At 58.8% G+C, this 25,424-nt stretch carries 20 protein-coding genes; 14 read left to right on the top strand and 6 right to left on the bottom strand.

The window, feature by feature from the left end; translation table 11 throughout:
- Positions 1-12: 12 nt before the first annotated feature.
- The 4 genes from RM192_RS04150 to RM192_RS04135 are packed head-to-tail and all read left to right on the top strand — an operon-like array spanning position 13 to position 7,115.
- On the top strand, positions 13-1,461 hold the full coding sequence (locus RM192_RS04150; RefSeq protein WP_311506316.1) for an ATP-binding protein: 1,449 nt from the start codon (positions 13-15) through the stop codon (positions 1,459-1,461).
- Positions 1,461-4,328 (top strand): Z1 domain-containing protein, encoded by a 2,868-nt coding sequence (locus tag RM192_RS04145; RefSeq protein ID WP_311506315.1) that lies wholly within the window; start codon positions 1,461-1,463, stop codon positions 4,326-4,328. Before RM192_RS04150 ends, RM192_RS04145 begins: the two co-directional genes overlap by 1 nt.
- Positions 4,312-5,319 carry a PD-(D/E)XK motif protein gene (locus RM192_RS04140; protein WP_311506314.1) on the top strand — a complete coding sequence of 336 codons (1,008 nt, stop codon included), beginning with the start codon at positions 4,312-4,314 and terminating at the stop codon, positions 5,317-5,319. The genes RM192_RS04145 and RM192_RS04140 overlap by 17 nt, the downstream gene beginning before the upstream one ends.
- Positions 5,316-7,115, top strand: coding sequence for an AIPR family protein (locus tag RM192_RS04135; RefSeq protein WP_311506313.1), 1,800 nt, complete (start codon positions 5,316-5,318; stop codon positions 7,113-7,115). The genes RM192_RS04140 and RM192_RS04135 overlap by 4 nt, the downstream gene beginning before the upstream one ends.
- A 24-nt stretch (positions 7,116-7,139) precedes the next feature.
- On the opposite strand, the gene RM192_RS04130 is transcribed toward RM192_RS04135, so the two are convergent.
- Entirely contained in the window at positions 7,140-8,648 is a 1,509-nt protein-coding gene (locus tag RM192_RS04130) for a DNA cytosine methyltransferase (protein WP_311506312.1), read from the bottom strand.
- A gap of 79 nt (positions 8,649-8,727) precedes the next feature.
- Here RM192_RS04130 and RM192_RS04125 point away from each other — a divergent pair, with 79 nt between their 5' ends.
- The 3 genes from RM192_RS04125 to RM192_RS04115 all read left to right on the top strand — a co-directional run bounded on the left by RM192_RS04125 (position 8,728) and on the right by RM192_RS04115 (position 10,095).
- Entirely contained in the window at positions 8,728-9,180 is a 453-nt protein-coding gene (locus RM192_RS04125; RefSeq protein ID WP_311506311.1) for a very short patch repair endonuclease, read from the top strand.
- Positions 9,181-9,288: 108 nt separating this feature from the next.
- On the top strand, positions 9,289-9,891 hold the full coding sequence (locus tag RM192_RS04120) for a helix-turn-helix transcriptional regulator (protein WP_311506310.1): 603 nt from the start codon (positions 9,289-9,291) through the stop codon (positions 9,889-9,891).
- Positions 9,892-9,954: 63 nt separating this feature from the next.
- Entirely contained in the window at positions 9,955-10,095 is a 141-nt protein-coding gene (locus tag RM192_RS04115) for a hypothetical protein (RefSeq protein ID WP_311506309.1), read from the top strand.
- A 118-nt stretch (positions 10,096-10,213) separates the two neighbouring features.
- Here RM192_RS04115 and RM192_RS04110 read toward each other — a convergent pair whose 3' ends face one another.
- The 5 genes from RM192_RS04110 to RM192_RS04090 form a co-directional block, all read right to left on the bottom strand.
- A complete protein-coding gene (locus tag RM192_RS04110; RefSeq protein WP_311506308.1) occupies positions 10,214-10,861 on the bottom strand; it encodes a hypothetical protein in 648 nt (215 codons plus the stop codon).
- Between the two features lie 3 nt (positions 10,862-10,864).
- A complete protein-coding gene (locus tag RM192_RS04105) occupies positions 10,865-11,611 on the bottom strand; it encodes a PD-(D/E)XK nuclease family protein (protein ID WP_311506307.1) in 747 nt (248 codons plus the stop codon).
- Entirely contained in the window at positions 11,602-14,070 is a 2,469-nt protein-coding gene (locus tag RM192_RS04100) for a DUF262 domain-containing protein (RefSeq protein WP_311506306.1), read from the bottom strand. The genes RM192_RS04105 and RM192_RS04100 overlap by 10 nt, the downstream gene beginning before the upstream one ends.
- Positions 14,067-15,806, bottom strand: coding sequence for a DUF262 domain-containing protein (locus RM192_RS04095; protein ID WP_311506305.1), 1,740 nt, complete (start codon positions 15,804-15,806; stop codon positions 14,067-14,069). Before RM192_RS04095 ends, RM192_RS04100 begins: the two co-directional genes overlap by 4 nt.
- Positions 15,807-16,211: 405 nt before the next feature.
- On the bottom strand, positions 16,212-16,478 hold the full coding sequence (locus RM192_RS04090) for a DUF4258 domain-containing protein (protein ID WP_311506304.1): 267 nt from the start codon (positions 16,476-16,478) through the stop codon (positions 16,212-16,214).
- 74 nt (positions 16,479-16,552) lie between these two features.
- Between RM192_RS04090 and RM192_RS04085 the strand changes: the two genes are divergently transcribed.
- The 7 genes from RM192_RS04085 to RM192_RS04055 all read left to right on the top strand — a co-directional run bounded on the left by RM192_RS04085 (position 16,553) and on the right by RM192_RS04055 (position 25,370).
- Positions 16,553-17,545: a WYL domain-containing protein gene (locus RM192_RS04085; RefSeq protein WP_311506303.1), complete on the top strand. Its 993-nt coding sequence runs from the start codon at positions 16,553-16,555 to the stop codon at positions 17,543-17,545.
- Positions 17,546-17,617: 72 nt separating this feature from the next.
- Positions 17,618-19,690: an AAA family ATPase gene (locus tag RM192_RS04080; protein WP_311506302.1), complete on the top strand. Its 2,073-nt coding sequence runs from the start codon at positions 17,618-17,620 to the stop codon at positions 19,688-19,690.
- On the top strand, positions 19,687-21,180 hold the full coding sequence (locus tag RM192_RS04075) for a DUF2779 domain-containing protein (protein WP_311506301.1): 1,494 nt from the start codon (positions 19,687-19,689) through the stop codon (positions 21,178-21,180). The genes RM192_RS04080 and RM192_RS04075 overlap by 4 nt, the downstream gene beginning before the upstream one ends.
- Positions 21,181-21,705: 525 nt before the next feature.
- Positions 21,706-22,749 (top strand): hypothetical protein, encoded by a 1,044-nt coding sequence (locus RM192_RS04070; RefSeq protein WP_311506300.1) that lies wholly within the window; start codon positions 21,706-21,708, stop codon positions 22,747-22,749.
- A 184-nt stretch (positions 22,750-22,933) separates the two neighbouring features.
- Entirely contained in the window at positions 22,934-23,554 is a 621-nt protein-coding gene (locus RM192_RS04065; protein WP_311506299.1) for a hypothetical protein, read from the top strand.
- Positions 23,555-23,821: 267 nt separating this feature from the next.
- The gene (locus tag RM192_RS04060) at positions 23,822-23,989 is read left to right on the top strand and encodes a hypothetical protein (RefSeq protein ID WP_311506298.1); all 168 of its coding nucleotides are present in this window, start codon (positions 23,822-23,824) and stop codon (positions 23,987-23,989) included.
- 16 nt (positions 23,990-24,005) lie between these two features.
- Positions 24,006-25,370, top strand: coding sequence for a hypothetical protein (locus tag RM192_RS04055; protein WP_311506297.1), 1,365 nt, complete (start codon positions 24,006-24,008; stop codon positions 25,368-25,370).
- The last annotated feature ends 54 nt before the right edge of the window (positions 25,371-25,424 follow it).

Here is a 25,424-nt window from a genome sequence, read left to right as displayed (position 1 = left end):
GCAGCTGGAGCGATGCTCGAGTCGCTGCGCGGACTTGGGTATACGACGGCTACGGCCATCGCTGACCTCATCGACAACTCGATCAGTGCGGACGCAACGCGGGTCGACATCCATTTTGCCTGGAACGGTGCCGACAGCTGGATTCGGGTTGCTGACAATGGGAGAGGCATGTCGGATGCCGGGCTGGAGGCCGCCATGCGGCTCGGCGCACGCGACCCGAGAGAAGTTCGGAACCCGGGTGACCTCGGCAGATTCGGGATGGGGCTGAAAACTGCCTCGTTCTCGCAGGCTCGCGTTCTTACCGTTGCGAGCCGTGCGCTTGGCGATAACAAATGCTGCTTGAGGTGGGACCTCGATGACCTTGGAGGCGAAGCCGGCCATTGGCTGCTGCACGAAGGTTGTCGCGAAGGATCAGAGGATCGCCTGCTAACCGAATGCGCTCAAGACAACGGCACTGTCGTTCTTTGGGAAACGCTCGACCGCCTCGTAACTGACGGCTTTTCGGCCCAAGACATGATCGACCTCGCCGATGAGGTCGAAGCACATCTGGCCATGACATTTCATCGCCTGCTCGACGGGGAACTGACCCTGCTGCTGAACGGGCACAGAATTCGGGGATGGGACCCATTCCTGACCGGTCACCCCGGGAAGGCGCTGGAGAGTGTCGAGTACCGGTTCCTCCATGCCCAAGGCGTAGTCGCTCAGTGCCATGTTCTTCCGCACAAGGACCTGCTCAAGGCTGGTGAATACGAGGCGGCAGCCGGGCCTGGTGGTTGGGCTGCACAACAGGGCTTTTACATCTATCGAAACAAGCGACTGCTCCTCGCGGGGGGCTGGTTGGGGTTAGGCGAGCGCGGTCGGCGCTGGACCCGCGATGAGCCTCATCGACTTGCCAGAATTCGCCTGGACATTCCGAACAGCGCGGATTCGGATTGGAAGATCAATATCCTGAAGTCGACGGCGAGCGTTCCTGTCCGGCTACGAAGCCAGTTCGTGAAGCTGGGTTCCGAGACCCGCGACGTTGCAAGACGTGTTTTTGCGCATCGCGGCCGGCTCATCACAACAGGCGGCCAACCCGGCGGAAGCTTGCCCGATGTATGGGCAGCCCGGCATTCGACCAAAGGTATCTCATACCGCATCTCAAGGGACCATGATCTTGTAGCCGCACTTCTTGAACGCGCAGGCCCGATGAAAGCTGACCTTCTATCGCTGCTGCGCCTGATAGAAGAAACCGTGCCCGTACAACGCATCTGGTTGGATACGGCCGAGCAGAATGACACCCCGAAGGGCGATTTCGTTGCAGCTCCGACAGCAGAAATCGTGGACACACTGACCAGCATGTTCGAGGCGCTGGTCGAATTCAGAGGCATGGATCCGGACAAGGCGCGACAACGGTTGGCAAGAACACCGCCGTTCGATCAGTACCCGGAAATCGTCGCCGAAATTGGCAGGAAGAATTGATGTCGACAAATGACCAGCGCGCGTTTGATGCGATCCTCAGCATGGCGCAAAATCTCCTGCGCCGCACATCGACCAAGACTGGCTTGGCGATCACTCCAGAAATGATCGATGCGGAGCTGAACAAGCTCGAGATGCTGATGGAGGACGACTTTGCGGTCGTTGACCGCGAGCAGCTCGTCGACGAGTTGATCCGGCGCTACAGTCATACGGTTGGCCGGAATGCCACCCTGTCGGACGACTCCGATCACGTCCCTTGGCTTACAGCCGAACGGAAGAGGGATTGGTTATATTGGCGCCGCTACTCGGAATACATGGAAGCCAAGATACCTCTCGTAGCCCTCGACGCTCTCGACGAGGCGACGGATGAGGTACTGGGTCACCTGGAAGACCCGAACCGTGAAGGCGACTGGGACAGGCGCGGCCTCGTCGTCGGTCACGTCCAGTCAGGCAAGACCGGGAACTACACCGGGCTGATCTGCAAAGCGGCAGACGCCGGCTACAAGATCGTCATCGTTCTTGCGGGGTTGCACAACAACCTCAGAGCACAGACCCAGATCCGCCTAGACGAAGGATTTCTCGGATTCGCGACGCTGGCGAATGTGGAAGACCTGCCAGCGGTTGGGGTAGGATTGATCGACGCGGATCATTCGATTCGGCCAAATTACGCCACAAACCGCACGGAAAATGGCGACTTCACCAAAGCGGCTGCGGCCAAGCTTGGGGTGACCCCCGAACAGCGCCCCTGGCTGTTCGTGGTCAAGAAGAACAAGACTGTACTGGAGCGGCTGCTAGGCTGGATCCGCAACCGTGTGGCCGATTACACGGATCCTGTGACCGGGCGGAAGATTGTTACCAATCTGCCGATTCTGGTCATCGACGACGAGTCCGATCACGGATCTGTCGATACTGGGGAAGATGTCGTCGATGAAAACGGCAAGCCTGATCTCGAACATCAGCCGACCACGATCAATCGGCTCATCAGGTCCATCTTGAACTACTTCGCCCGTTCAGCCTACGTTGGCTATACCGCCACGCCCTTCGCCAACATCTTCATCCACGACAAGGGGACGACAGAGGAACACGGACCGGATCTCTTCCCGGCCGCGTTCATCACGAACCTGGCAGCGCCATCCAACTACATCGGCCCCGGCCGGGTGTTTAGTTCGGCTTCATCGACTGCCGCAGACCTGCCACTGACCCGCCCCCTGGCCGAGGCAGAATACGCACCCTGGGTTCCTCCGAAGCACCGCAATGGCTTTCGGCCGAAGTGGAATGGCAGCGCAAAGATTCCTGATTCGCTCGAAGAAGCCATCAGGTCCTTCATCTACGCCTGCGCCGTTCGGAAACTGCGTGGCCAAGGCAATCGTCATTCGTCGATGCTGGTGCATGTGACCCGATTTACGTCGGTGCAAAACGAAGTGGTGGGCCAAATCGCCGAGTATGTCCGCGAACTCAGGGGCCGCTACCAGCGCGGCATAGATTTGGCCGAGACCGAAAGCCTGATGCATTCGGAGTACGAGGAAAAGTTCAGGCCAGGAATGGCCCGAATCCGCACTGAGCTGGTCGAGGACGAAAAGCTGGCCGATTTCGCCTGGGCACAAATCCGCGAGGTGCTTCCTGACGTCATCGCCGACATAAAGGTCCGGGAAATCAACGGATCGGCAAAGGACGCTCTGGATTACGTAGACAACGAGGGGACCGGCCTCAAAGTCATTGCTGTCGGCGGAGACAAGCTTGCCCGCGGACTGACGCTCGAAGGCCTTTGCACCAGCTATTTTCTGCGCACGGCCCGAATGTACGACACTCTCATGCAGATGGGCCGGTGGTTCGGGTATCGGGACGGCTATCTCGATGTCTGCAGACTCTACACCACACATGAGTTGATAGAGTGGTTCGGCCATATCGCTGACGCTGCCGAAGAGCTGAGGCAGGAGTTCGACAACATGGTCGCTGCGGGCGCAACTCCGAAGGATTTCGGGTTGCGGGTCAAGTCACATTCGGTGTTGACCGTCACCTCGCGCGCAAAGATGCGCAATGCGCGTCCCATGTCGTTCACCTATTCCGGGGATCTGCTGCAGACGATTGTCTTCCCAAATCGAGCCGACGAGATCGGACTCAACTTCAAGGCCGCCGACCGCTTCATTTCAGGGTTGGGGACAGCGCATGACCTGAACGAGCAGCAGCACCTTGTCGAAGGTCAGAAATGGTCAGGCCACCTGTGGCGCAACATTCCTGCACAGCAGGTAACGACCTTCTTGAGAGCCTACAGGACCCACCCTGCGAGCTTCCGGATCATGAGCCCGTTGATCGCCGATTTCATCGACGAAATGAACAAGGACGGGGAGCTGACCAGCTGGACAGTGGCCCTGATTGGCAAGGACTCTGCCTCTGCTGAAGTTGAGGCCGTTATTGCAGGTCTCAAGCTGGCGATGCTGACCCGCCGCAAGACCGTCGATCATGATGATCGGTATTCGATCAAGACCCTGATCTCGCCTCGCGATCAGGCCATCGACCTGACCGAGGGACAATGGAAGGCGGCTCTCGAACTCAGCAGAGAGACTTGGCGGCGGGATACCGAACGAAACGAGGGCAAGGAACCTCCGACGGAACCTCGCGGCCCTGCCATCCGCAAGGTGCTTGGCGAAGGATGGTCCAAATCAGGAGTACCCGCTGTGCCCCAGCGAGGCCTGCTGATGCTCTACTTGCTTGATCCCGCCGCCAGCGAAATCTCGGCACTGAAAGGTGCCGATCCGATAGTCGCATTCGCCATCAGTTTTCCAGGGAGCAGCTCCGAGCGACGTGTAAGCAACGCAGCCTATATGGCCAACAGCGTAATGTGGGGGGCGTTGAATGACTGGGTGGACTGAGGAAGGGCTGATCAGCTCTTGGCGTGCTCTCGCTACGCGGCAAGGCGACGAAGAATGGCGCCTTGTCAATTTGGCCGCGATCGACCTGGTGACAGTTCAGGCGGGGCGGCATTTTCCTGACAGCCGTGAGGCGCTCGTTGTGGCGTTTCCGGCCGGATGGCTGGGCAAGGTCTCGGGCCTTCCAGATGGCAAAGGCTTTGAAGCAACTCTGATTGAGGGAAATCCATCCTTCCCGGGCAAGGATGTCATTGCCTTGATTAGGCGGCTTGAGGGCGCTTTCGACATCTTTGCAATCATGGTGGTCGACTTGCTTCGTCTTCTTGAAGACAGCCGATCGAAGGATGCAAGGGCGCTGGTGGCGGGCTTCCTGGAGCGTGTCAGGGAATGGCAGAGCTTCATGTCCCGAGGAAACAGGCCCCTCTCCCAAGAGGCACAAGCCGGGCTTTACGGCGAACTTGCCGCGCTTCATAAACTTCTCGCGGTGATGCCCGGAGGTTCCGCATTCGACGCCTGGAAGGGACCGATGCATGCAGCACAGGATTTCCATCTCGGATCCGGTGCGTTGGAAGTGAAGAGCACGACCACTTCCGATGTTTTCAAGGCGCGCATCAACAGCATCGAACAACTAGATTCAGAACGGCAGCCCATGTTCCTTGGCGCAATTCGTCTCAGGGAGGATGCCGGAGGTGCCAGTCTCAATGACCTGGTCGGGCTGCTGCGTGATGCGTCTGATGGTTGCGGTCGAAGGCGCGCATTTGACGCGCTCTTGATCATGGCGGGATACTATGATGAGCACGCGCCTCACTACCAGCGCCCGCTGACTCTCGACCAATTCAGTTGCTTCAAGGTAGACGACGATTTTCCGGTACTTCGACGCGCCCATTTGCCGACCCAAGTGACGGCGGCAACCTACACACTTGATCTCAGCTCCATTCCCCAAACTGATGTGGGCATCGACGGGGCGTTGTCGGCATTGGGGATTTCCGAATGAGTATTGAAGAGTTTCACCGGGGTATCCGCTCCGAGATTCAGGCAATCGTTGCCGAACGGATACTGAGCGATGAGGGCAATTTTCCATCTGAGGAGCTCATCTACGCGGAGCTTGCTATGGAACAGGTCGCAAATGCGAATATTTGCGATTCACCGACAATTTGCCACTGGACCGGGACGATCGGGAACGCTCGCCTCCGGATCACAGGTTATGCGCTTTCGACCGATGAAACGTGCTTGGACCTGTTCGTGACCCGCTATTTCGGAACCGACGAGATCGAGAACCTCCGAGACTCCGAAGCGACATCGACGGCGAAGGAAGGGATAAAATTCCTGTTCGAGGCGGCCGGTGGCCGTCTGGCATCACGAATGGAGGCCAGCGGCGACATCTATGAGCTGGTCCTGTTCATCAAGGAACACTGGTCGAGCCTTGAGCAATTGCGCGTCTTCGTCGTCACGGACGGCCAGACCAAGTCCAAGCGGTTCGCCCCCAAGGAGGTCCAGGGAAAGATCGTCGCGATCGAAGCCATGGATATCGAGCGTCTGTACCGCCACACCACCGGCAAGCCTCGCGATGAAGTCTCCATCAGCTTCGAACAGACTCTGGGGCGCCCGCTCCCTTGCATTCACGTCCCCGACCCCGATGCAGACTATGAATACGCGCTTACAGCGATTCCAGGGCAAGTCATCAAAGAGCTATACCTGCGCTACAATTCCCGGTTGCTTGAAGCCAACGTCCGCACATTCCTTGGTTACCGAAGCAGGGTAAATTCGGGCATCGCGGAAACCCTGTTGAAGGAGCCTGAGCATTTCATGGCCTTCAACAACGGCCTGGTCATCGTATGTGACAGTGCCGAACTCAGCCGCTGCGATGACGGTGGTCTGGGGTTTTCGCTCATCAAGGGGCTGCAGATCGTGAACGGCGGTCAGACCACCTCGTCCATCTTCTTCGCGTCGCGCGATCGAAAGGAAATTGACCTCAGCCATGTGATGGTCCCGGCAAAGGTGATCATCTTGAAAGGCGATGATGACGATGCCCGCGAGCGCCTCATTTCCAACATCTCGAAATTCGCGAACAGCCAGAATGCCGTGAAGACATCAGATCTCTCGGCGAATCGGCCTTTCCACGTCCAGCTGGAGAAACTGTCCGAGGAAATCTGGTGCGCTGATGGAGCGAGCCGATGGTTTTACGAGCGCGCGGCAGGTGCTTACCAGGTCCGCCTGCTGCGTGAACGTACCGATGCGAAACGGCGCGAATTCCAGAGGATCGTTCCGACGAAGCACAAGCTTTCCAAGAACGATGTCGCGAAGTTTCATGAAGCTTGGCGTGGGAAGCCGGCCCAGGTCGCCTTGGCGGGTGAAAAGAATTTCGCAGCCTTCATGGCAGCTCTGGATGAAAATCCCGAACTGGTGCCGAACCCGCTCACCCCGGAGTGGTACAGGGCGCTGATCGCAAAGGTGGTCATCTTTCGAGCCATCGAAAGCATGATCAAGAAGAAGGACGCGAAGGAGACGTTCCGGCAGGGCTGGGTCAACATTGCAACCTACACGGTTGCAGCACTGGCCGAGAAGCTGCCCGGGCGGATCGATTTCGAACTCGTCTGGCAGCAACAGGAAATTTCCGAAAGCTTTGCCAAGCTCCTGTGGGAATGGGCGAAGGTTGTGAACGCCACTTTCGAGCGAATTGCCCCAGGGCGGCAATTCTCCGAGGTGGCCAAGCGAGCCGATACATGGAAGGCTGTGCAGAGCGCAGAATTTCCGGAACCGAAGGATCGCATCCCGGAAATTAAGGTTTGATCTCCTCGACTTGGCGGTTCCGGCTTATTTTTCTACGGTGATCAGATCGTGGACGATGTGTGCAATCTGTCTGGCAAGGAAACACGGCACTGCGTTTCCGACCTGCTTGTATTGCTCCGTCCGCGGCCCACAGAAGAAGTAGTTATCAGGGAATGTCTGCAATCTTGCCGCCTCTCGGACGGTCAGCGATCGGCATTGCTCCGGATCCGGATGGATGAAGTAATGACCGTCCTTCGAAATATGGCTGGTCACTGTCGTTGCCGGAGAGTCGGCCAGTTGCACCCGGAAGCGATCCGCAAAGGCACCGCTTTCCCGGTTGGCGTGGTTGGGCTGAAGGATCATGGGAAATTCTTTTAGTTTGGGCGAGTAGCCATATGTCCGAGCAAAAGTTGCAGCGTAGAGGTACCGACCAAGATCTCCGTTGATGTGCCCCCTCGTCTCGTGTTGGACTGATACCTCCAATCGAGGATCAACAAGCCAATCTGCCAATGCCGAGGCTGAAATCGGATCAGCGACGCCCTTTGAAACTCGCCCGTGCCGCCCGAATTCATTTGCCTTCGAAATCTGCCGCAACGCCGGGATGACGGAGCGGGGCAAGGCATGGTCCGCCGATAGCTTTCGCGCCCATTCCCTCACCACGTCAGCCCAATCCGCCGCCGAGTCATTCCGGCTGAGCCCACTACGCAACTTGGGCATGCCGTCGATCACAGTCGCGACCGAGTTGGATTGGGATGGAGTCACCTTGGCGAGCAGCGGGCCGGCCAATTTCCGTCCATGGGCGAGATCCGATCTGAGACCGACGATGAAAACCCTGTGTCGCGCCTGGGGAACCCCATGCTCCTCCGCACGGACTACAAAATCCTTCGCCTGGTGATCGACAAGCAAGTCTCCCTCAGCCGTGAGCGGGATGAGGACGTAGCCATCTCCTGCCGACTTCAGGTCATCAAAAACCCGCTCGAAAATGGGGCCTCCGTGAACTTGGCTGGAGAGCATTCCCTTCACGTTTTCCATGACGAAAGCGGCGGGTCTCAGTCGGTCAAGGATCGCTACATATTCCTGATACAGGAAGTGCCGACCGTCCCGTTCCGCAACATAGTCCTTCTTCCCGGCGTTACGGGAGCGACCGGCCAACGAGTAGGCTTGGCAGGGCGGGCCACCGATGAGCACCGTGAGCCCATCACAGCGTTCGCGTGCGTCGTCGAGAATGCTTGAAACTTGCTCGAACACCCCGGCCGTACCGAGTTCCAACTGCTGCGCTTCCTCGACCGCCAACTTCCAGTTTGCTGGATGCGTCGCCGCCCAGTCGGGAAAGCGGTTGGAGCCATTAAGTGCCTCGTAATAGGCCGTCGGGAAGCCGTTCTCGAAGCTGCGAAGGAAAGCTCGAAGGCGCAGGGTCTGGATGGCAAAGGCATCCTTCTCCACCGAAAGCCTGATCGACATGGGCGTCGCAGTCTCACGACCGGCCGCCGAGAAACCCTCTCCGAGTCCGCCAGGTCCGGCGAACAAATCGACAATTTCAATCTTCTTGCTCAAGTGGCCTCCGTCAGAAGCGTTCCTATATGTTCTTTGAGCAATTTGACCAGGCCCCGGAACTGAAAAAGGATCTGACTGCGTGACCGATATCGTTTCTCCCGAGGTCCGCTCGCGAATGATGTCGGGTATTCGGGCAAAAGACACCCGCCCTGAGCTGATATTGCGCAGAGCATTGCATGCCTTGGGGTTCCGCTACCGTCTCCATGTGCGGAATTTGCCGGGCAAGCCGGACCTCGTGTTCCCCAAGTATCGAGCCATTATACAGGTGCATGGCTGTTTCTGGCATCGCCATGGCTGCAGCAAGACCACCAACCCGACGAGCAACAGCGAATTTTGGCATGCGAAGTTCGCCCGGAATGTCGAGCGTGATCGCGAAATTGAGCGACAGCTACGCGAACTTGGCTGGCGCGTGGGAACCGTTTGGGAGTGTGAACTCAGTAAAAAGTCAGAAAGTTCGTGGATCGATGCACTTTCACGCTTCATTCGGGATGAGGCATTGAAAGAATTGGATTTAGGCGGAGCAATGCGATGAACCACGATCGCTGAGCTTGGGATAAAGCCGTAGTCCATTAAGTGCCGGCGCTGCCTTGCGATATGCTTTTACATATATTTTTAGCGGAATATATGCAAAGGCATATCGATGAAAGCCGGAATTGACGAGATGGCCACCAGCATTCGTGCGGCGCGGCAGGCAAAGGCACTGACCCAAAAGGAACTGGGGCAGCGTGTCGGCCTGCCTCAAAGCCATATCTCCAAGATTGAGAAAGGCGCCGTCGACCTGCAGCTCTCGAGCCTCGTCGAAATTGCGCGTGCGCTGGACCTTGAGGTCAAGCTTATCCCTCGCAAGGCGCTGGCCGCTGTAGAAGGGGCCGTTCGCGCCCACGGCACGACTGTTGAAACCAGTCGCGCCCTCAACCTGCTCAACGAGCACGCGCAATTGGCCGAGCGCATCAAGGACAGCTTTCCAGAAATTTCGCAGATCGAAGCATTCCAGAATGCAATCCGGAACATTCCCAAACTGCAATTCGATGCCGCGCAGGTGAAGGCGCTGAACGAAGCTTTCCGACCTGCAAAGCATCTGAAAAGCCTTCCCCTCGCACAGGAAGATGCCGCCAAGGTGGCTAGACTGCTTGAGAAGGCGATTTCATCGCTCAAGCACTTCCGCCGCGTTCAAGTGAACGCCCCGCTCATCGATACCGGACGTCAGCTCCCTGCCTATAGGCTAGATGAGAACGACGAATGACAGACGCAGCCGCCCTCGACATACTCTTGCATGCTCGCCGCATCGGGACCCTCGCGCGTCTCGATGGGGATCGCAGCATCTTCACTTTTGACGAGGCCTTACCTCGCAGATGAGGATCGTGCGACGCTTTCGCTTGCCTATCGTGTCCCTTATGGCGGCATTCTCAAGGCTTGGCTGTCATTCGGTTCGCTGACGCTGGAATAGCCGCCATTGCCGGACCACGCTCGTACTGCCTAAATCTGCCCTAGTTCATCGCAAGCGGGGCTGCGGCCCCGCTTGCGATCAATCAGATCATTCTCCACTTGCGTGACTCCAAAGCAATTCACTCGTTGGCGAAGGAAACCGCTTTGACCCTTAGCGCATCCCACCCCTTAAATTGCCTCGCAATCTCGCGGACTTCCGACCCCAAGGGCGCAAGCGCTTCACGAAAACCAGCATTGATGTCTTCGCCGTCATCATCATCGAAAGCTTTGGCAAGTAACTCGCGATCAATGACAAAACGACGTTGAACTTCAACGCCACTGTTCTCAAATTTGAGGGCGGAAATTGCGTCGCGAATGTCGGGACGGGCTAGGAATTTCTTGTTCTTAGTCTTTCCGAGAAAATTTTGAAAATTCGCTTGTATGACCGTTTCGCCGTCGTTGCCCATCGCTCGCGTGAGGCACGTGATCCAGTTTAGGTCTCCACAAGCTGGACCTTCCGCGCAAATTTCGAAAAGAAAGTCGGCACCCTCTCCATCGTCTTCGCTGGCCCAGCTCGGTGGAAAAAATGAGTTGTCGTCGAATCCAGAGTTATCTGCATCAACGTCTCGCCCAGCCAAACGCCAACCAATGTCAGAACACTCGCTGTCCAAATAGGCCATGATCACGCTAAGCAATCGCTCTTCGACAGCGACAAGGTGTCTAGTAGCAGCTTCAACGACATCGAGATTCCGAACGACGCTGGCGCTGAGTTCGTTGTTATCATCCATAGGTCAACTCCTGAACGTTGAGATGTGATCGGCAAAGTCGCGCAACAATCGCCTTGTGCTTCCGTCGGCAGACTGCGCCACTTCGCGCGCCGCAGCCGCAACTGCGTTCCAAGTCGCCACGTGTGCGCAAGAGTTTTCAAGCAGCCTAGGGCCAAGATAAATCAACAAATGCGTGCCCTTTTGGCGTGCGCGTTCTTTCAATTCGCGATCGTAGCGAGCTAGCTGGTCCTTGTCCGCTGGTGCCCGAATCTTTGCTTCCAATGCGATGATGGTCGCTTCGGTTTCGATGACCAGGTCAACCCGGTGCGCGGCGTCGCTCATGGGCAGAAACTCGGTATGGACATGGTATCCACCCTCAAGTGATATGTTTTCGGTGCCTTCGACGCGCTTCAGAAATGCCGACAGAAATTGCGTCGCCAAATCGCCAAGGCTTGACCGCATCCACAGTCGTGCCAGCACCGCGACATTGCGACGCTCGTCTGTTCCAAGGCCAGCAGCATTCCAAATGTTAATCCCGTCCCCGCGGTTCGTCCGGGATGCGATCAAACGCCTCAGTTCATTCGATACTCTGCCCAACCGCTCGGTAGCGAGCGCAAAGCCTTGCGCCATCATTGGCATGGTTCTTATCTGCGGCAGCAGCCTGCGCGTTTCCTCCGAAAACGTCAGGAGACGACAAGCCAGGCTCTGACGTGAGCGACATGCACGCCAGCTCATTGCAAACGCTTCGATCTTATCGGTGGTCAGGGGCATGGAATGAAGTCTTGGGTCGGCGTTTCGCATTCCTCTCCTGCGCGGCCACCATCATTGATCGCAACGCCAAATAGGGCTGTGATGAGATCCGCCGCCCGGGCAATTCTGTTCTCACGATCCACCAAGCTTAGTTCGCGGGCGCTAGGCGCGTTTATCCCGTTTGGCACCGAAACAGTCTGTGCGATGGGCATAAGCCAGAACGAGCTGACTGCGGCTTCACCGACTTCGACTTCGTCGACAAACTGCTCGACCCCGAACTCGGCAAACACCGATTGAACGGCCACGACGTCAGCACACCCGTCTGGCACATAGATCCGCCATCCGTCTTGGCGCGAAGCTATCGTGATGCCAGTCCCTTCGAGCCGGAGCCATTGTCCAGCATCGACCTGCTCCGCCTGTTTACGAACCAGCCGATCTGAGAACTCTTCGCCCACCGTGGCGCAAACAGCATCCAGGTATGGATCGGTATCTCTGTAAGCCCATTCCACATTGTGATGTCGGCGCACGACGTAACCCATGCGAACCACACCATCGACCTTCGCCGGCGAGTAGCAGCCTTGCGCTGACTCGCGCATCGACGGATAGGCCGTGAAGTAGAAGCGCCAGTCGAACCATTGGGCTGCGGAGCGCCCGTTCAGGAAGGGCTGAACCAGCGAATGTTGCAGGGCTTGCTCCGGCGCCTCGTCGGAATTCGACACAACCGACAAAACGGCATGTAGCGCCTTTGCAACGGGAGATTGTGCGCTGCGCGGTTGTGTGGAGGTAAGCACTTCTCGCCAACGCCGATCAAGCTGTCTGGCAGGAACGAGTCTGCGCACCACGTAACCGCGATCGGTATAGTCGTCCGCTGCTAGTAGCGCTGCGGCTATGGCATCGTGGTTCATGTCAGCGCCAAATGCGCGCCCAAATGCGGCCGCGTGGATTGGCAGAGTTTGGAAATCGAGGCTGAACGCGAGCAGACGCCCGCGCAGCAGGTCATGATCTTCCAGAGCGCGCAAAGCAGTTTCGAGATCAGGGCATTGGGCGAGGACTTCGACCTTCCGACGCTGGTCCTCCATTTGAGCGACGTTGAAACCCGAACTGTCCGGCAGAACGCCGGCCATGATTTGTTCGGTTTGCTCTATGAGCCGGCCCATGTTTTCAGGACGGATTTCGTCCAACGACCAATCGGCCAAATTCCGCACAACTCGAAGCCGCTGCATGGTTATAGCGTCGGTCGCGCACTCGCTGATCAGTATGGCATGGAGCAACAGAGCAAGGCGCGTTGGAAACTCGGTTTTGTGTCGTTCCGGACTGTAGCCCTTGCAGCAAGCTACAAACAGGTTTGCTCCGTGCTGACCGGGATCGAACACTGGCAGGCGCACATCTGCTTCAAACGCCTCGTCACGAGCATTCCGGAAATTTGTCGTGAACCACGATGAAACTTCGACATTGCGCCAGAAATTGAAGGCGCGAAACAACCAGTCTAGGCGAGTGTCGCTGGCTTCATCGCCAAAAACGCGCAGGCAGACATCTGCCTCGCTATCGCCTTCGGCAATGCGACCGCCCTCCCGGGCATCGACGAAATCGGCAAGATAGCGCATGTAGCGAAGGATGGCGGCGTCCACTTCGGCCGCAGACGGCGGCTCTTCGGTCCCCTTCGCCAGGGCCGCCCAAAAAGTATCCAGCCAAGAGCCGTCGATCAACTGGGCGAACTCGTGGGCCCTCCCAGGAGAAAATTGCTCGAGCTTGGCCCCGAAACGCGCCTTGAATATCTCGAAATCGGTCAGTGGCTTTCCGCGCGAGTTCATGCGCACGTAAATGTCGTCGTCTAGCCCCATTTCCGCGAGATTGAGGACGTGAAAATGAATGGCAGGCTGGTCACGATCGGTCAGGCGCTCAAGAGCAGCGGCGGCATCGGTTTCGTTCAGAAGTTCGTTGATGTAATCGAGAACGACGAGCATCGAGGAAATGGTCGGTTCGCTCTTCCAACCGGGCATGAACCAGCTCTGGTCCTTGATCCACTCGGCCGGCTTTTGGCTGGAGAAATCCGGCTTGCCATCCGCAGGAACACCAAGTGCGGCAACCTTGCGCAATTCTTCACAGAATTGGCGAGCACTGGCTCGCGTCTCATAGGCAAAATTCAGCCAGGGCGCGTCTGTCCCTCCCGAGCGGACGGCCAGATACCAGTGCAGCAGGAACAGCGCAGTCAGACGCTGCTGGCCATCGAGCGGCAGAAATACGCCTTGGCGCACATCGCCATATACAAAATCAAGCCCGATTGGGGCCAGTTCTCCGGAAGCGTCGGGCGTCACTGCCCCCGTCAGCGTGGCAATGAAATCATTGCGAATTCGGGTCGCTTTCGGATCGTCTCGGCCCTGCGCATAATCGCGCTGGATCATCGGAATTTGTATGCCGGTGAGGCCAAGTCCGCCAACATCCTGGCCGCGGCTAAGCGCGGCGAAGCTCATCACGCTCATGCCTGCGTCTCCTCCCGAAGATAGTCACTCAGAATCGTTTCGATCTCCGCGAGGTACGCTGTGCGGTCTTTCTCGCTCCAAAAATGAGGCTGTAACGCATCGGCCTCCGAGTAATATTTCAGGAAGACGTGCCGTGTGCATGCCGGAATGAAGTCCCCATCATGATCATAGGTGATTATTTTCTGCCGTTTTGCCTCGAAAGCACTGTTGCCCAAGCCGATGTTCACGGCCTTCGATAGTAACGCGAGATTGCCAATTCCGTGAACTTCGTCATCAGATTTTGCTGTTTCGTCACCAGCCAAGAATGTCAGAATTTCATGGGCTAGGTCCCGGAATGCGTCACCGACGGCAGCATTGGTCTCAGTGGCTTTTCGCCACTGCTCAATGCTGTTCAGGACGGCATCTCGGCCTTCGTTGTCGGGTAGGGCCAGGACGGCGCTTTCATGAACCTTGACCCAAGCTTCCCACTGCTTCGCAGTATTGAGTTCTGGCGCATTCTGCGCATGAATGTGCTCGAGCTCCCAACTGTCAGCATGATGAGCCGCAAATGGATATCGCGCTTCAGCATGTTTGTTTCTCGCCGTCGTCTCCACGTTCATCAATAGGAGAAGGCGCTGTATCCGGGCATGATCCGTATCGTAGCGGAGGCTGGCGAGTTCGGACCGAGCGACATTGAGCCGCCGGCGCACCTCGCGTTCAAGCCATGCACCAAAATCCGAATGCCGGCGCTTCGCAGCTTGAGATGCAATTTCTCGCAGTATCTTGTCGCGGCCATCGGCACCAGCTTGGGCGATTAGAAACCCAATTCGGTGATACTGGCGACGATCCGCGTACCAACCGAGCATCCGCTCATAGAGTTGAACGACCTCGCGCCAGACAGTCGATGCCGCGTTGCCTTCAGCCCGCTTGCTCAATTCGTCAAAAACTCGGAAAGTGCCTGCCGCATCACCCGGAGCAATGCCCGCAACGATTTCGAGCAGTAGCGAGATGTGGGTGGCGCAGGTGCGGTTGCCCGCCAGAAATGCCCAAACCTCCGGACGGCGCAGATCGCGCTCAATCATATCCCATTGGACAGCCAGTTCGTTGGCCCTGAGTTGCCGAGAACTTTCCCCATCGTCTAATTTGCCTGCGGGACCCGACAAGGCTTGGGAGAGAAGAAGCGCCTTGAACAATTCCGCATCGTCTAAGGGGATGCGCCCGCTGTTGAGGCGGGTGAACAAGTCGATCGACGAAACGTGCGCCGGCGCTTCGTACCAGATCACTCGAACACCGCTGCTCAGCGCATCGAGCATTGCGATCTGGTTTTCCGGTTCGATGGATGCGATTTCGTCCTTAATGGCCTGCTCAGCTTGCCAGATGTGATGAAAGTCGATGTTCGTGCTAGCGCGCTCCGCATCAGGGCTGGCCAGAAAATCAGAACTTTCCGCTCGCGTCTCGTAACGCAGCGTCCAGCTAGGCTGACCCCCCAGCGCCCTAACCAAGAGGTGGAGCGTCGTAAGCCGCTGCTGGCCATCGACAAGCTCCCATTCATCCCCCGTGTTCTTGACGACAATTGGTTGCAGGCAATAGCTACGTTCGAGATTGCCACGAATGTCTTTGACCAGCTGGCCGACCTCCGGTCGTCCCCAGCGAAATCCGCGCTGATAGCCCGGAACGAGGAAGCGTCCCTCGATATCTAGGACCGGCTTGAGGCATAGCCCACCGGACCCGGCAGCAAGGGTAACCACTTCATTCATAACGCCCAATCCCCCTGCATTCCATCCCGTTGCCGTTGGCAGTCAGTGCCGTCGCCACTATCACATGTATTCGTGCTTTTTGTTGGGGCTTTTGTTGCAAGAGCCGGCCGAGGCGCTGGTGGACGTGTGCCCGCAATATTTGCAGGTGTAACGGCCACTGTGGCGCGCAATGTATTGGTGAGCGGCGAACGGGCTCGCGTTGCATGAACCACTGGACGCACTGCTCGAGGTATGCCCACAGAACTTGCAAATGTATCCAGCGCGATCTTCCGCGATGTAAATGTGCGAACGAGAGGGCGACCGCGAACAAGACCCGCTGGAGGCGGAATTCGAACGATGCCCGCATGTCGAGCAGATGAACCCCATGTCTAATCCCTTTCTTGGTAACTGGTAATCTAGTCTGGATCAGAACCTCAGGCGGTGATGGCGGTGCGCAGCGGTGATGATGTCGCCACCATCGCCGACCACAACATAGGCGTCGAGGCATTTTTCGAGCTGCTTGAACGTGTTGCGCTCCAGCGACCTTTGCATGCGCGAGCGAGCACGGCGGTCGAGAAAGTAGATATCTGCCCCCCGGTGCCGCCGGATCTCGCCAAAGGTGAGCAGGGCATCAATGGCCTCGATCGGTATCGAACGGCTCTGCATCCGGGCCTTGGCGTGCTGGGTAATCATCGAAACATCTCCTTGATTGACGATGATTCGCTTGTAGGACTTGGGGGCGACAAAAACTGTCGTGGGGGGCTTCGATGTCATTTGGCAAGGCAGTGGATCTGTTGCGGCTTGCAATGCTGGCAACGACACGGCGTGGAATCAGCCTCGCCGAAATCGAGACCGAATTCAGCTGCGTGCGGCGCACTGCCCAACGCATGGTAGTGGCACTCGAGGAGGCATTTCCGGCGACCGAACGGCTTGTGGCCGACGACGGTCGCGCGCACTGGCGACTGCCTGCGCGGGCTGTCGCCCATCTTCTCTCGCCAACTGCTGACGAACTTGCAGCCCTGTCGGCGGCGGAACTTGAGCTTGAACGAGCAGGACTTGGGCCGGAAGCCGGGCAGCTACGGACCTTGGCCGGTAAAGTCCGTGCGCTAATTCCAGGAGAACACGTCTCACGGTTGGAAACCGATGAAGAAGCCGTGCTCGAAGCTATGGGCTTTGCCGCTCGTCCTGGACCACGCGCAACACAAAATCCCGACGTCGATGCCGCCATAGGACATGCCCTCAAGGGACCTTGTCGGTTGCGCATTTGCTATCGCAGTAGGGCGGACGACGAGGCCAGCTGGCGAACCGTTGAACCGCTGGGGCTTTTGTTGGGATCTCGGCGCTACATCGTCGCGATCGACACTGCCAAACGGGACGGAAACATCCGGCATTTCCGGGTCGAAAGTATGGTCGCCGCCGAAGTTCTGTCCGAGAGCTTTGCCTGGCCAGAGGACTTCAATCTCAAGGATTATGCCAATCGCGCATTTGGCTCCTACTACGATGCGAAGGAGCATGGCGAGGTTGTCTGGAAGTTCGCACCTCACGCGGCCGAGCGCGCGGCCGGCTATCAGTTCCACCCGGAACAAAGCAGCGAGACGCTCGACGATGGCTCGCTCGTCGTTCGCTTCGCGGCTTCAGGGCATGTCGAGATGTGTTGGCATCTCTACGCTTGGGGGGATGCAGTCGAGGTCATTTCCCCACCCGTCCTGGCGGAAATGGTGCATCCATGGCGTCGCCATGACTTCCCGTCGCTCCCCTGAAAACGGGCTTCAACAATCCGTGCATTTCAGGGGGTGACTGATTTTGTCGTGCCGATGTGTTGGATTCGCGGCATGACAAAGCTTCTCATCGAATCGGCGATCCGCCAACTCCGCACTGTTTCCGCAAAGCCCGCGAGCCTTGAAGGCGACGGCGACGAGGCCCTCATAGCCCATGTCGCGGCGCGCATCCTTCTGACCCTCAAGGCGGCAAGGACGCCGACAATCGTCGAGGAAGTTCTTGGGTTTGCAGCCACGTCCCTCGATGTGCCTCTCGCGCAGATGGTCAAAGACACCAAGCGCCCGACTGCACGGGAAATCACTTCTGTCGCCAAGCATCTGGCAGCCCGGCCTATCCCTGAAACCGAGCACCATCGTCGCCTGGCCCAGTTGTGCACAACCCTTGACCTCGACGCGACCGACCTTGCGATCCTCGCAAGCTTTGTACTTCAGCATCGAGGACGAATGCTCCGCCAACTTCTCAATGTGGCGGCCCTGCCGGAGCGCTTTTTGACGATCCGCACCGTCGCGTTGATCTCTGGCCTTGGTGCGGGAGAAGTCGAACAGCGGCTTTCGCGTCATGGCCGACTGGTTGGCATGGGCTTGGTCGGCGACGACAAGGACGGCGATTACCGGACTGGTTCGCTTCTGCGAGGCGTCCTTGACCTGCACGGCGACACGCGTGAGGACATCGAGCGCTTCATCGTACCAGAAAGTGAGGATACCAAGCTCACCTGGGACGATTTTGCGCATCTCGGTGCTCTGCGCGATCTCGCCGAACACATTTTGCGCGCAGGCCAGCCCGTCAGCATCTTGCTTTATGGTGAGCCGGGTACGGGCAAGAGCGAGTTCGCTCGTGCCATAGCACGTCAAGTCGGGCGAGGAGCGAGCTTTGCAGGGCTGGTCGGCGACGAGGATGGTGAAGAGCCTAAGCGCGACGAACGCCTCGGCCACCTCGCCATGCTTCGCCGCCTTTGCAGTACGCGGACTGACCGTATCGTTGTTGTCGACGAAGCCGATGATGTGCTGTCACTGGCTCGCGATCGCCACGCATCCAAGCAGTTCGTCAACCGTCTGATCGAAGATCCGAAGGTGCCGACGATCTGGATCGTCAACGATCCCAGAAATCTCGATCGCGCCGCAGTACGACGCATGATGCTCGCGATCGGTTTCGAGCAGCCGCCGCAAACTGTGCGCCGACGGATCGCTTCGCGTGCCGCAGAAGCCGACGGCCTGACGCTGGAAGCTGGCGGCGCCCAGCGATTGGCAGCCTTTCCTGCCAATGCCGCGATCATTGCCGCAGGTGTGCGCGCTGCCAGCCTGTCGCGCGGCGGTATCGCAGACGCAGAGCGCGCCGTGGAAAGCGTGTTGCAGGCAATGGGCCAACGCAATCGCCCTGAGGCGAATCCCGATGCCAGCTACAATGCTGCCTTGTCGGCAGCCGATGTCGATCTATCGACACTGGCCGACCGATTGACCGCCGCCAAATCGCGTGGCTGGAGCTTGTTGCTCGCCGGCCCCTCGGGCACCGGCAAGAGCGCCTTCGCCCGACATCTTGCTCAGCGCCTGGGTATTGAAGTGGAGGTTCGGCGTGGATCGGACTTGCTGGGTCCCTATGTCGGGGAAACCGAGGCGAAAATCGCGGCGGCCTTTGCATCGGCTGCGCGGCGTGGTGCCATGCTCCTGATCGACGAGGCTGACGGCTTCCTGTATCGCCGTGACGAGGCGCAACGAAGCTGGGAGGTGACGCTCGTCAACGAAATGCTCTGCCAAATGGAAAGCCTGGAAACGCCTTTTGTCGCCACTACCAACCTGCTCGACCGGCTCGATCCAGCAACACAGCGCCGCTTCACGATGCGAGTATCGTTCCGTGCAATGACGCCGCGGCAGGCGGAAGCTCTGTTCATTGCTCGCTTCGGCGTGGTCTGGCCCGCCAGCGAACCACTGCCAATCAATCAGACTCCGGGAGATTTTGCCGTAGTTTCGGCTCGGGCCGATTTGCTTGGCGAACGCGATCCACGGCAACTCGTTCGCTGGCTTCGCGAAGAAGCCGAAGCGCGAGGCGATGGTCAGAAGGGACCCGTCGGATTTTGTCTGCCGGATCACGGCCGCCAGCCCCATCCGATTCTCAAGGAGAAGGCGGCGTGACTTCGGCACAACCCTCTCAGGTACGGCGCTTTGGTCTTTCGAAATCGAAGCTGGCCACATTCGAGCAGTGTCCCCGCCGTCTCTGGCAGCAGACGCATGCCCCCGAGCGCGGTGACGTTGATGAGGAGCAACAAGCCCGCATGGCAGTGGGGCACACGGTGGGCGACATCGCGTGCGGCCTTCTCCCCGACGGTGTCATGGTTGATCCCGACGAAGGCCTTGGCGTAGCGGTCGAGACAACCCGCCGTCTGATCGAGGAAGGTCACCCTGGGCCAATCTTCGAAGCCACGTTCGAGCACGACGGCGTCCTCGTCCGTGCGGACGTCCTTTCCCGGGATGGCCGCGACGGTTGGCACATGGCCGAAGTCAAAAGCAGTGCCCGCGTCAAAGACTACCATCTAGGCGACCTTGCGACCCAGGTTTGGGTGCTGGGCAAGGTGGGGCTCAAGGTTTCCGGTGCCGCCATCCGACATATCGACACCAGCTTCGTACTCGAACGGGAAGGCGACTTTGCCGGGCTGTTCGCAGACACCGACTGTCTTGCGCAAATTGCCGATGCGGTGGAAGCGCGCGCACAACTGGTCAGCGACGCCCGCACCGTGCTGGCTGGAGATGAACCGAACATCGTCCCTGGCCACCAGTGCGACTCACCTTTCGCTTGTGAGTTCAGGGCCTGGTGTACCCGAGACCAGCCTCCGGGGCCGGAATGGCCGGTCGACATCTTGCCTCGGGGCGGAGGCGCGAAATGGCGCGAACGCGGTATCGACAATCTGCTCGACCTTGAGGCCGAGACCCTGTCGCCGCTTCACGCTCGGGTGTTGGAGGCTACTCGCACCGGCAAGCCATTCCATGACATCGACGCGGCCTGCTCCACCATGGCGCAATGGGGCTGGCCGCGCGCGTGGCTCGATTTCGAAACCATCAATCCCGCCATCCCACGCTGGGTGGGCACGCGTCCTTATCAGCAAGTGCCGTTCCAGTTCTCTCTGCACCTTGAGCAAAGTGATGGCACCATCACGCACCATGAATTCCTGGATACCAGCGGCGCCGACCCCCGCCGTCGCTGCGCCGAAGCGCTGGTGGCGATGATCCCGGAAGACGCGACGATCGTCGCATATTTCGCCAGTTTCGAACGCGGTGTGCTGCGTGAACTTGCCAGCCAGTTTCCTGATCTCGCCGAGCGTTTAACGGCAATGGCCAATAGGACCGAGGATCTTTTGCCGGTCGCGCGAACCTGCTGGTATCATCGCGATCAGCGAGGCAGTTGGTCCATCAAAGCCGTGCTGCCGACTATCGCGGCGCTCGACTACGGTGCGCTGGAAGTGAAGCATGGCGGAATGGCGCAAGATGCCTGGATTGAGGCGGTTGATCCGGACACCGATCCCGTTCGGAAATGGGTTCTGGAAGAGGGGCTCAAGGCATATTGCCAGCAGGACACATGGGCGATGGTCCTTTTGGCGCGACATTTTGCCGGTCAAGGAATCGATTAGATCTATCGGCGTGTCATGTCGCGTCGGCCGGCAGAAATGCGGCCGTACCCCTTCCAATCAACGCGCCAAGTTCAACGGCGATGCCAAGCTCGATGTCTGCCTAGGCGAACATAGCGGTCGTTCAACAGCTCAAACCTGCTGCCTGAAACCCGCTGCTTGTTCAGAGCTGATCGTTTCGGAGTAGCGACTAGCTTTGGGACAATCCCGTTGTTCCCGCGCGGCCGGTTCAACGGCAGGTCCATCGCTAAGACCCGCCACCCGCCGAACGGTTCACTGGACAATTACTGCGGCGGCAAATGAGCCGCTTGCCGACAGTCCGCATTTGGCTGTGTAAAACAAACATACGGACATTCGTGGAGCGAGTCCTTCCGGCCAATAAGCCTCCTATGCAGACATCTAGGGCAACCTTCCCGATCGCTATCTTCAGACACTCTTTCATCTGAACGTCTGACCGCTTCCTGCAAACTTTGCACGATCGCGCCGACGAGGGTTGTGGAGGCGCGCGTGCATATGCATGGTGTCAGGGTGAAGTCCTTCAACCCACCCATTCGCGAAGGTCAGGTCGCGACCCACGGCTACGCCAAGGTCAAGCTCGCGCACGGGCGCGACCTTAGTCTCATCCTAGTGGACCGCGTCTTCGTGGAGGTGGCCGGCGCGTGGACGTTCTTCGAACCGGTGATGTTCGGCGCGTGCCGACTGGCCTACCTCGACAACGCGGCTATGGTGCAGGTCGATGTGGACACAGAACGCGCTGGTAAGCTCTTCATTTCTTTCTTTGACGCGGATCTAGCGACGCGCCTGCCTGACGGGTCGCATGTATACCGATGCCGGATCGTCGCCGAGGCCGAGTTTAACCAAAAAGGCGCCGGCGAGGCGCGCCGCCGGGTCGACGGTGGTTTTGACCTCCGCCTCTTCCACCACACCGCCCCCGCCACACTGCCGCTGATCGAGGCGAGTGGCCACCTTCGAGCCTCCGCTTGGAACCTGCAGGGCAACAAGGCGCTCGCGAACGTCGCTTACGCCTACCTCACTAATCGCGCTACGATAACCGACGACGAGGACTTGGCGGCGATCGCAATGGCGACCGACCGGCGGTTCGGACTCCTTCTCGACGACCGTGACCCGCCCGACGGTGTTGTCATAATCGAGGTAACCCGCAGCGCCACGATTGATCGGTCCGCGACTCTCGCGCTCTGGGTGCCAGACCATATCGTTGCCTCCGCACACCTCCTGCGCCACGATCAGGCCGCTGCCATCGGCATATTCTACGAGGTCGTGCTGCCGGCCGTGTTCAGGGTCGGGCTGCAGCCGGGAGCGGTGCTTGAATTCTCCTCCGGCGTGGCGACCCCTGCTTCAGCGGCCCTCAGGTCATTCGACTACGTTATCGTAGGTGATGCGTGGACGGAAGCAGGCATCGTCGCTCCCTATGATGAAGAGAGCACTACCTCGATTTGTAAAGTGCAACGTGTCGAGGACCGCGGCTTCGCGGGTTTCTGGCGCGACCACGCCAACACCGACCGATTCACTGGCCTCGATGTGGAGCGGCAGGCCTTTGCTGGCCCTGCGTAACTTCGGGGAATCGTCGATTGCCAGGTAATTCCCGCTGTACGAGTCCCGGTCAGCCCTGGGTCTCCGCCCGCTATCGGCAAAGGGCCGTCGCCAATCGCGCAGGGTGGTCGCGTCCGATCGCGAGCGTCGCCACGGCGATCTGCCCTGACGCGGCGGCGCCCGGCTTGAAACGCGGCATCGCTGCATGATCACCCAGGTCGAGATGCTCAGGCTCTTGCTGGGAGAAGCGAACCTCGATTTCGCCCGCCTGAAGACGATCGGCAACGCCGTCTCGGCGGAAACGAGAACAGAGGCTATGGCGCTTGAGGTGGAAAGGCTAGCGCTCACGAACGGGTGGATACAAACGCGGCTGACCGGAACCACCGTATCTATCGAACCGGCAACTCCCGAGATCCAGATCCTCTTCACCGACTCCGTCCTCTATCACGTAAGCTACAAGGAACATCGCGATTTCATCGCGGATGTAGGGCTTAAGCCCGGGACCGGTGGCAACACGTCACTGAAGCGCTCGTATCCCCCCAGGCTCCATTTGGTCGCTTTCCTCAGGGACGCGTTCCAGTTCATACACCATCAGCTCAAGCCTTCATCCGCCCACGTAAGGGGCGCGCGCCTCTTCGATACACTCGACATCTACGAGGTGAGGGTTAAATGCGGCTTTGAGTACTATAATGATGACCATTTCGATGGACGGGGTCTGTGGATCACGAGCGGGGTGCCCCATTCCGATCTCACCCTCGTCGATCCAAAGGCGTGGCACGACCTATATCAGTCGACGTTTCCGGACGATTTTCCGCAGCAACTATAGAGGCTATCCTTTACGAACGACCGCTTTCGGGCAGCCGCAGTGGCAGTCGAATGGGCCGAAATTGGGGAGCTTTGCTGACCTTCCGCTTTCCTCTCAACGATCAACCGCTTCCTGCTAGATACAACGTTCAACGCAGGCAATCTGAGCGATCGGGTCTGGGTCGGGTGCTGCCGAGGGGAACGCGGCGTCATGGGACGAAACCGCCGTTTTTGGCTTGCGGCTTCTATGACGGCTTTCAGCTAGCGCAGATGCATCAGCCTTTCACGGATGACCATGAAGCTCAAGGCGACGCAGGGCTTGGGAAAGACGAACTTTGACCATACATTCCAGATGAATCCCGCCAGCGACAGCAACAGCGAGAACAGGCTAATGATCAACGCCCATTCGGAGTTCCCATCCACCCACTATATTGGGCTTTTGCGGGGGCGCCAGTGAACCGGTGTGATCGCTGATGATCGGCATCGCAACCACCCGCATTCGGCCTCTCACCGAGGATGTTTGCAACGAGATCATCGAGGCCGCCGGTGGGCGGCGTGCCCATCCCGACCAGGCCGAGCGCAAGAAGCGCAATGCCGACTATATCCTCGGCGATTCCGTGATCGAGTTGAAGATCCTCGAGGACGAGGGGCTGAGCAAGACCGAGCGGCAACGGAAGCTAGCCGAGATCTTCACGGCGCTGGACCCGGACCGTCCAGTCTATGTACTCGATCGCGGCCAGCTCGATCTGAAAGGCCAACGGGCCTACGACCGCGCGATGGAGAGCCCGATCAAGAGCGCGGTCAAAAGCGCAAAAGGCCAACTTATCCAGACGCGGTCTGAGGTCCCCAACACCAAAAGATCGATCCTGCTGCTGGTCAATAATGGCAACACGGCGCTCGACCATGGCGAGATCTGCGAGCTGGCCGGTCGCCGCGCGCGCAACGATACTGACGATATCGACGGGGTCGTCGTTGCCGGCGCCTATCTCCACAGTGACGGGTTCGATACCTTGGCGTTATGGCCGATCCACTACGTGCCGGTCAGCCTGGACCAGCCCTTTCCAGAATATGATGCGCTGCACGAGGCCTTTCATGGCTATGCTGAGCGGGCGATGACCGAAGCGGTCAAGGACGGTCTCTCGCGAGAACTGACCAAAGGACCGGTTCTCGACACTGGTTTTGATCTCGACGGCAAGACCTTCGTCAAGCCGGCGCCGCCGCTCGGCCAGAGCTCGGACTTCTACGTCAACGGTCGGCCTCGACTGAACAGCGCCGGCGACAATTTTCCGCCGGTGGGCTTGGTATTCCCAGAACTCGACCGCGCCGAATGGAACAAGTTTCGCGAGTTTATGCCCGACGACGGCTCGTTGGGCGACCGGTATGAGGATTGGCTCGCCGAGCGCGAACGGGCGCTCGGCGAAGGCACCGAGCTGAAGCCGACCGTGCCGATGACGGTCACGCTGGACGGCTGGCTTGCAAGCCTAGATGGCCCGGTGCCGCCCCGGCGGTTCGGCCCCGTGCGTCGTTACGCAACGACACTGTTTCAGCAGGCCGTCAATGCCGTGCTCGAGGGATCGCGCAGTGTCGAAAATACCCGGATCGTGCCGAGCCGGTTCGTCTTGGTGACGACCGAGGTCATCGGCCAAGACCAAGCCAACGACGTTTCGCATATTTTGCTCGTCGAGCCCCAGGCCGGAGCCGGGCCGCGGATCACCACGCTGGTGAAGAATGCGCGGATCAGATTCCAATATGCGGGCGCGCTCGGTGCGTCCTATGCCGTCAAGCACAGCGCAAGCAGCTTGCAATGGCAAAAGGACAAGACCTACGCGTGGCAATAAGCGGCAATGAGCAAATCCTTCGACCTCGGCCGGACACCCGACCCCGCCTAGTCG

This window comes from Novosphingobium sp. MMS21-SN21R, from assembly GCF_031846015.1.
Lineage (GTDB): Bacteria > Pseudomonadota > Alphaproteobacteria > Sphingomonadales > Sphingomonadaceae > Novosphingobium.
This window is presented reverse-complemented; position numbering and strand designations above follow the sequence as displayed.

Bases quoted from the DNA above. Each gene is read 5' to 3' on its own strand.
- RM192_RS04115 (WP_311506309.1), top strand. From the start codon at position 9,955: ATGGGGATCGCAGCATCTTCACTTTTGACGAGGCCTTACCTCGCAGAT.
- RM192_RS04110 (WP_311506308.1), bottom strand. From the start codon at position 10,861: ATGGATGATAACAACGAACTCAGCGCCAGCGTCGTTCGGAATCTCGAT.
- RM192_RS04105 (WP_311506307.1), bottom strand. From the start codon at position 11,611: ATGCCCCTGACCACCGATAAGATCGAAGCGTTTGCAATGAGCTGGCGT.
- RM192_RS04095 (WP_311506305.1), bottom strand. From the start codon at position 15,806: ATGAATGAAGTGGTTACCCTTGCTGCCGGGTCCGGTGGGCTATGCCTC.
- RM192_RS04100 (WP_311506306.1), bottom strand. From the start codon at position 14,070: ATGAGCGTGATGAGCTTCGCCGCGCTTAGCCGCGGCCAGGATGTTGGC.
- RM192_RS04080 (WP_311506302.1), top strand. From the start codon at position 17,618: ATGACAAAGCTTCTCATCGAATCGGCGATCCGCCAACTCCGCACTGTT.
- RM192_RS04140 (WP_311506314.1), top strand. From the start codon at position 4,312: ATGACTGGGTGGACTGAGGAAGGGCTGATCAGCTCTTGGCGTGCTCTC.
- RM192_RS04145 (WP_311506315.1), top strand. From the start codon at position 1,461: ATGTCGACAAATGACCAGCGCGCGTTTGATGCGATCCTCAGCATGGCG.
- RM192_RS04065 (WP_311506299.1), top strand. From the start codon at position 22,934: ATGATCACCCAGGTCGAGATGCTCAGGCTCTTGCTGGGAGAAGCGAAC.
- RM192_RS04055 (WP_311506297.1), top strand. From the start codon at position 24,006: ATGATCGGCATCGCAACCACCCGCATTCGGCCTCTCACCGAGGATGTT.
- RM192_RS04090 (WP_311506304.1), bottom strand. From the start codon at position 16,478: ATGATTACCCAGCACGCCAAGGCCCGGATGCAGAGCCGTTCGATACCG.
- RM192_RS04060 (WP_311506298.1), top strand. From the start codon at position 23,822: ATGACCATGAAGCTCAAGGCGACGCAGGGCTTGGGAAAGACGAACTTT.
- RM192_RS04150 (WP_311506316.1), top strand. From the start codon at position 13: ATGCTCGAGTCGCTGCGCGGACTTGGGTATACGACGGCTACGGCCATC.
- RM192_RS04135 (WP_311506313.1), top strand. From the start codon at position 5,316: ATGAGTATTGAAGAGTTTCACCGGGGTATCCGCTCCGAGATTCAGGCA.
- RM192_RS04120 (WP_311506310.1), top strand. From the start codon at position 9,289: ATGAAAGCCGGAATTGACGAGATGGCCACCAGCATTCGTGCGGCGCGG.
- RM192_RS04085 (WP_311506303.1), top strand. From the start codon at position 16,553: ATGTCATTTGGCAAGGCAGTGGATCTGTTGCGGCTTGCAATGCTGGCA.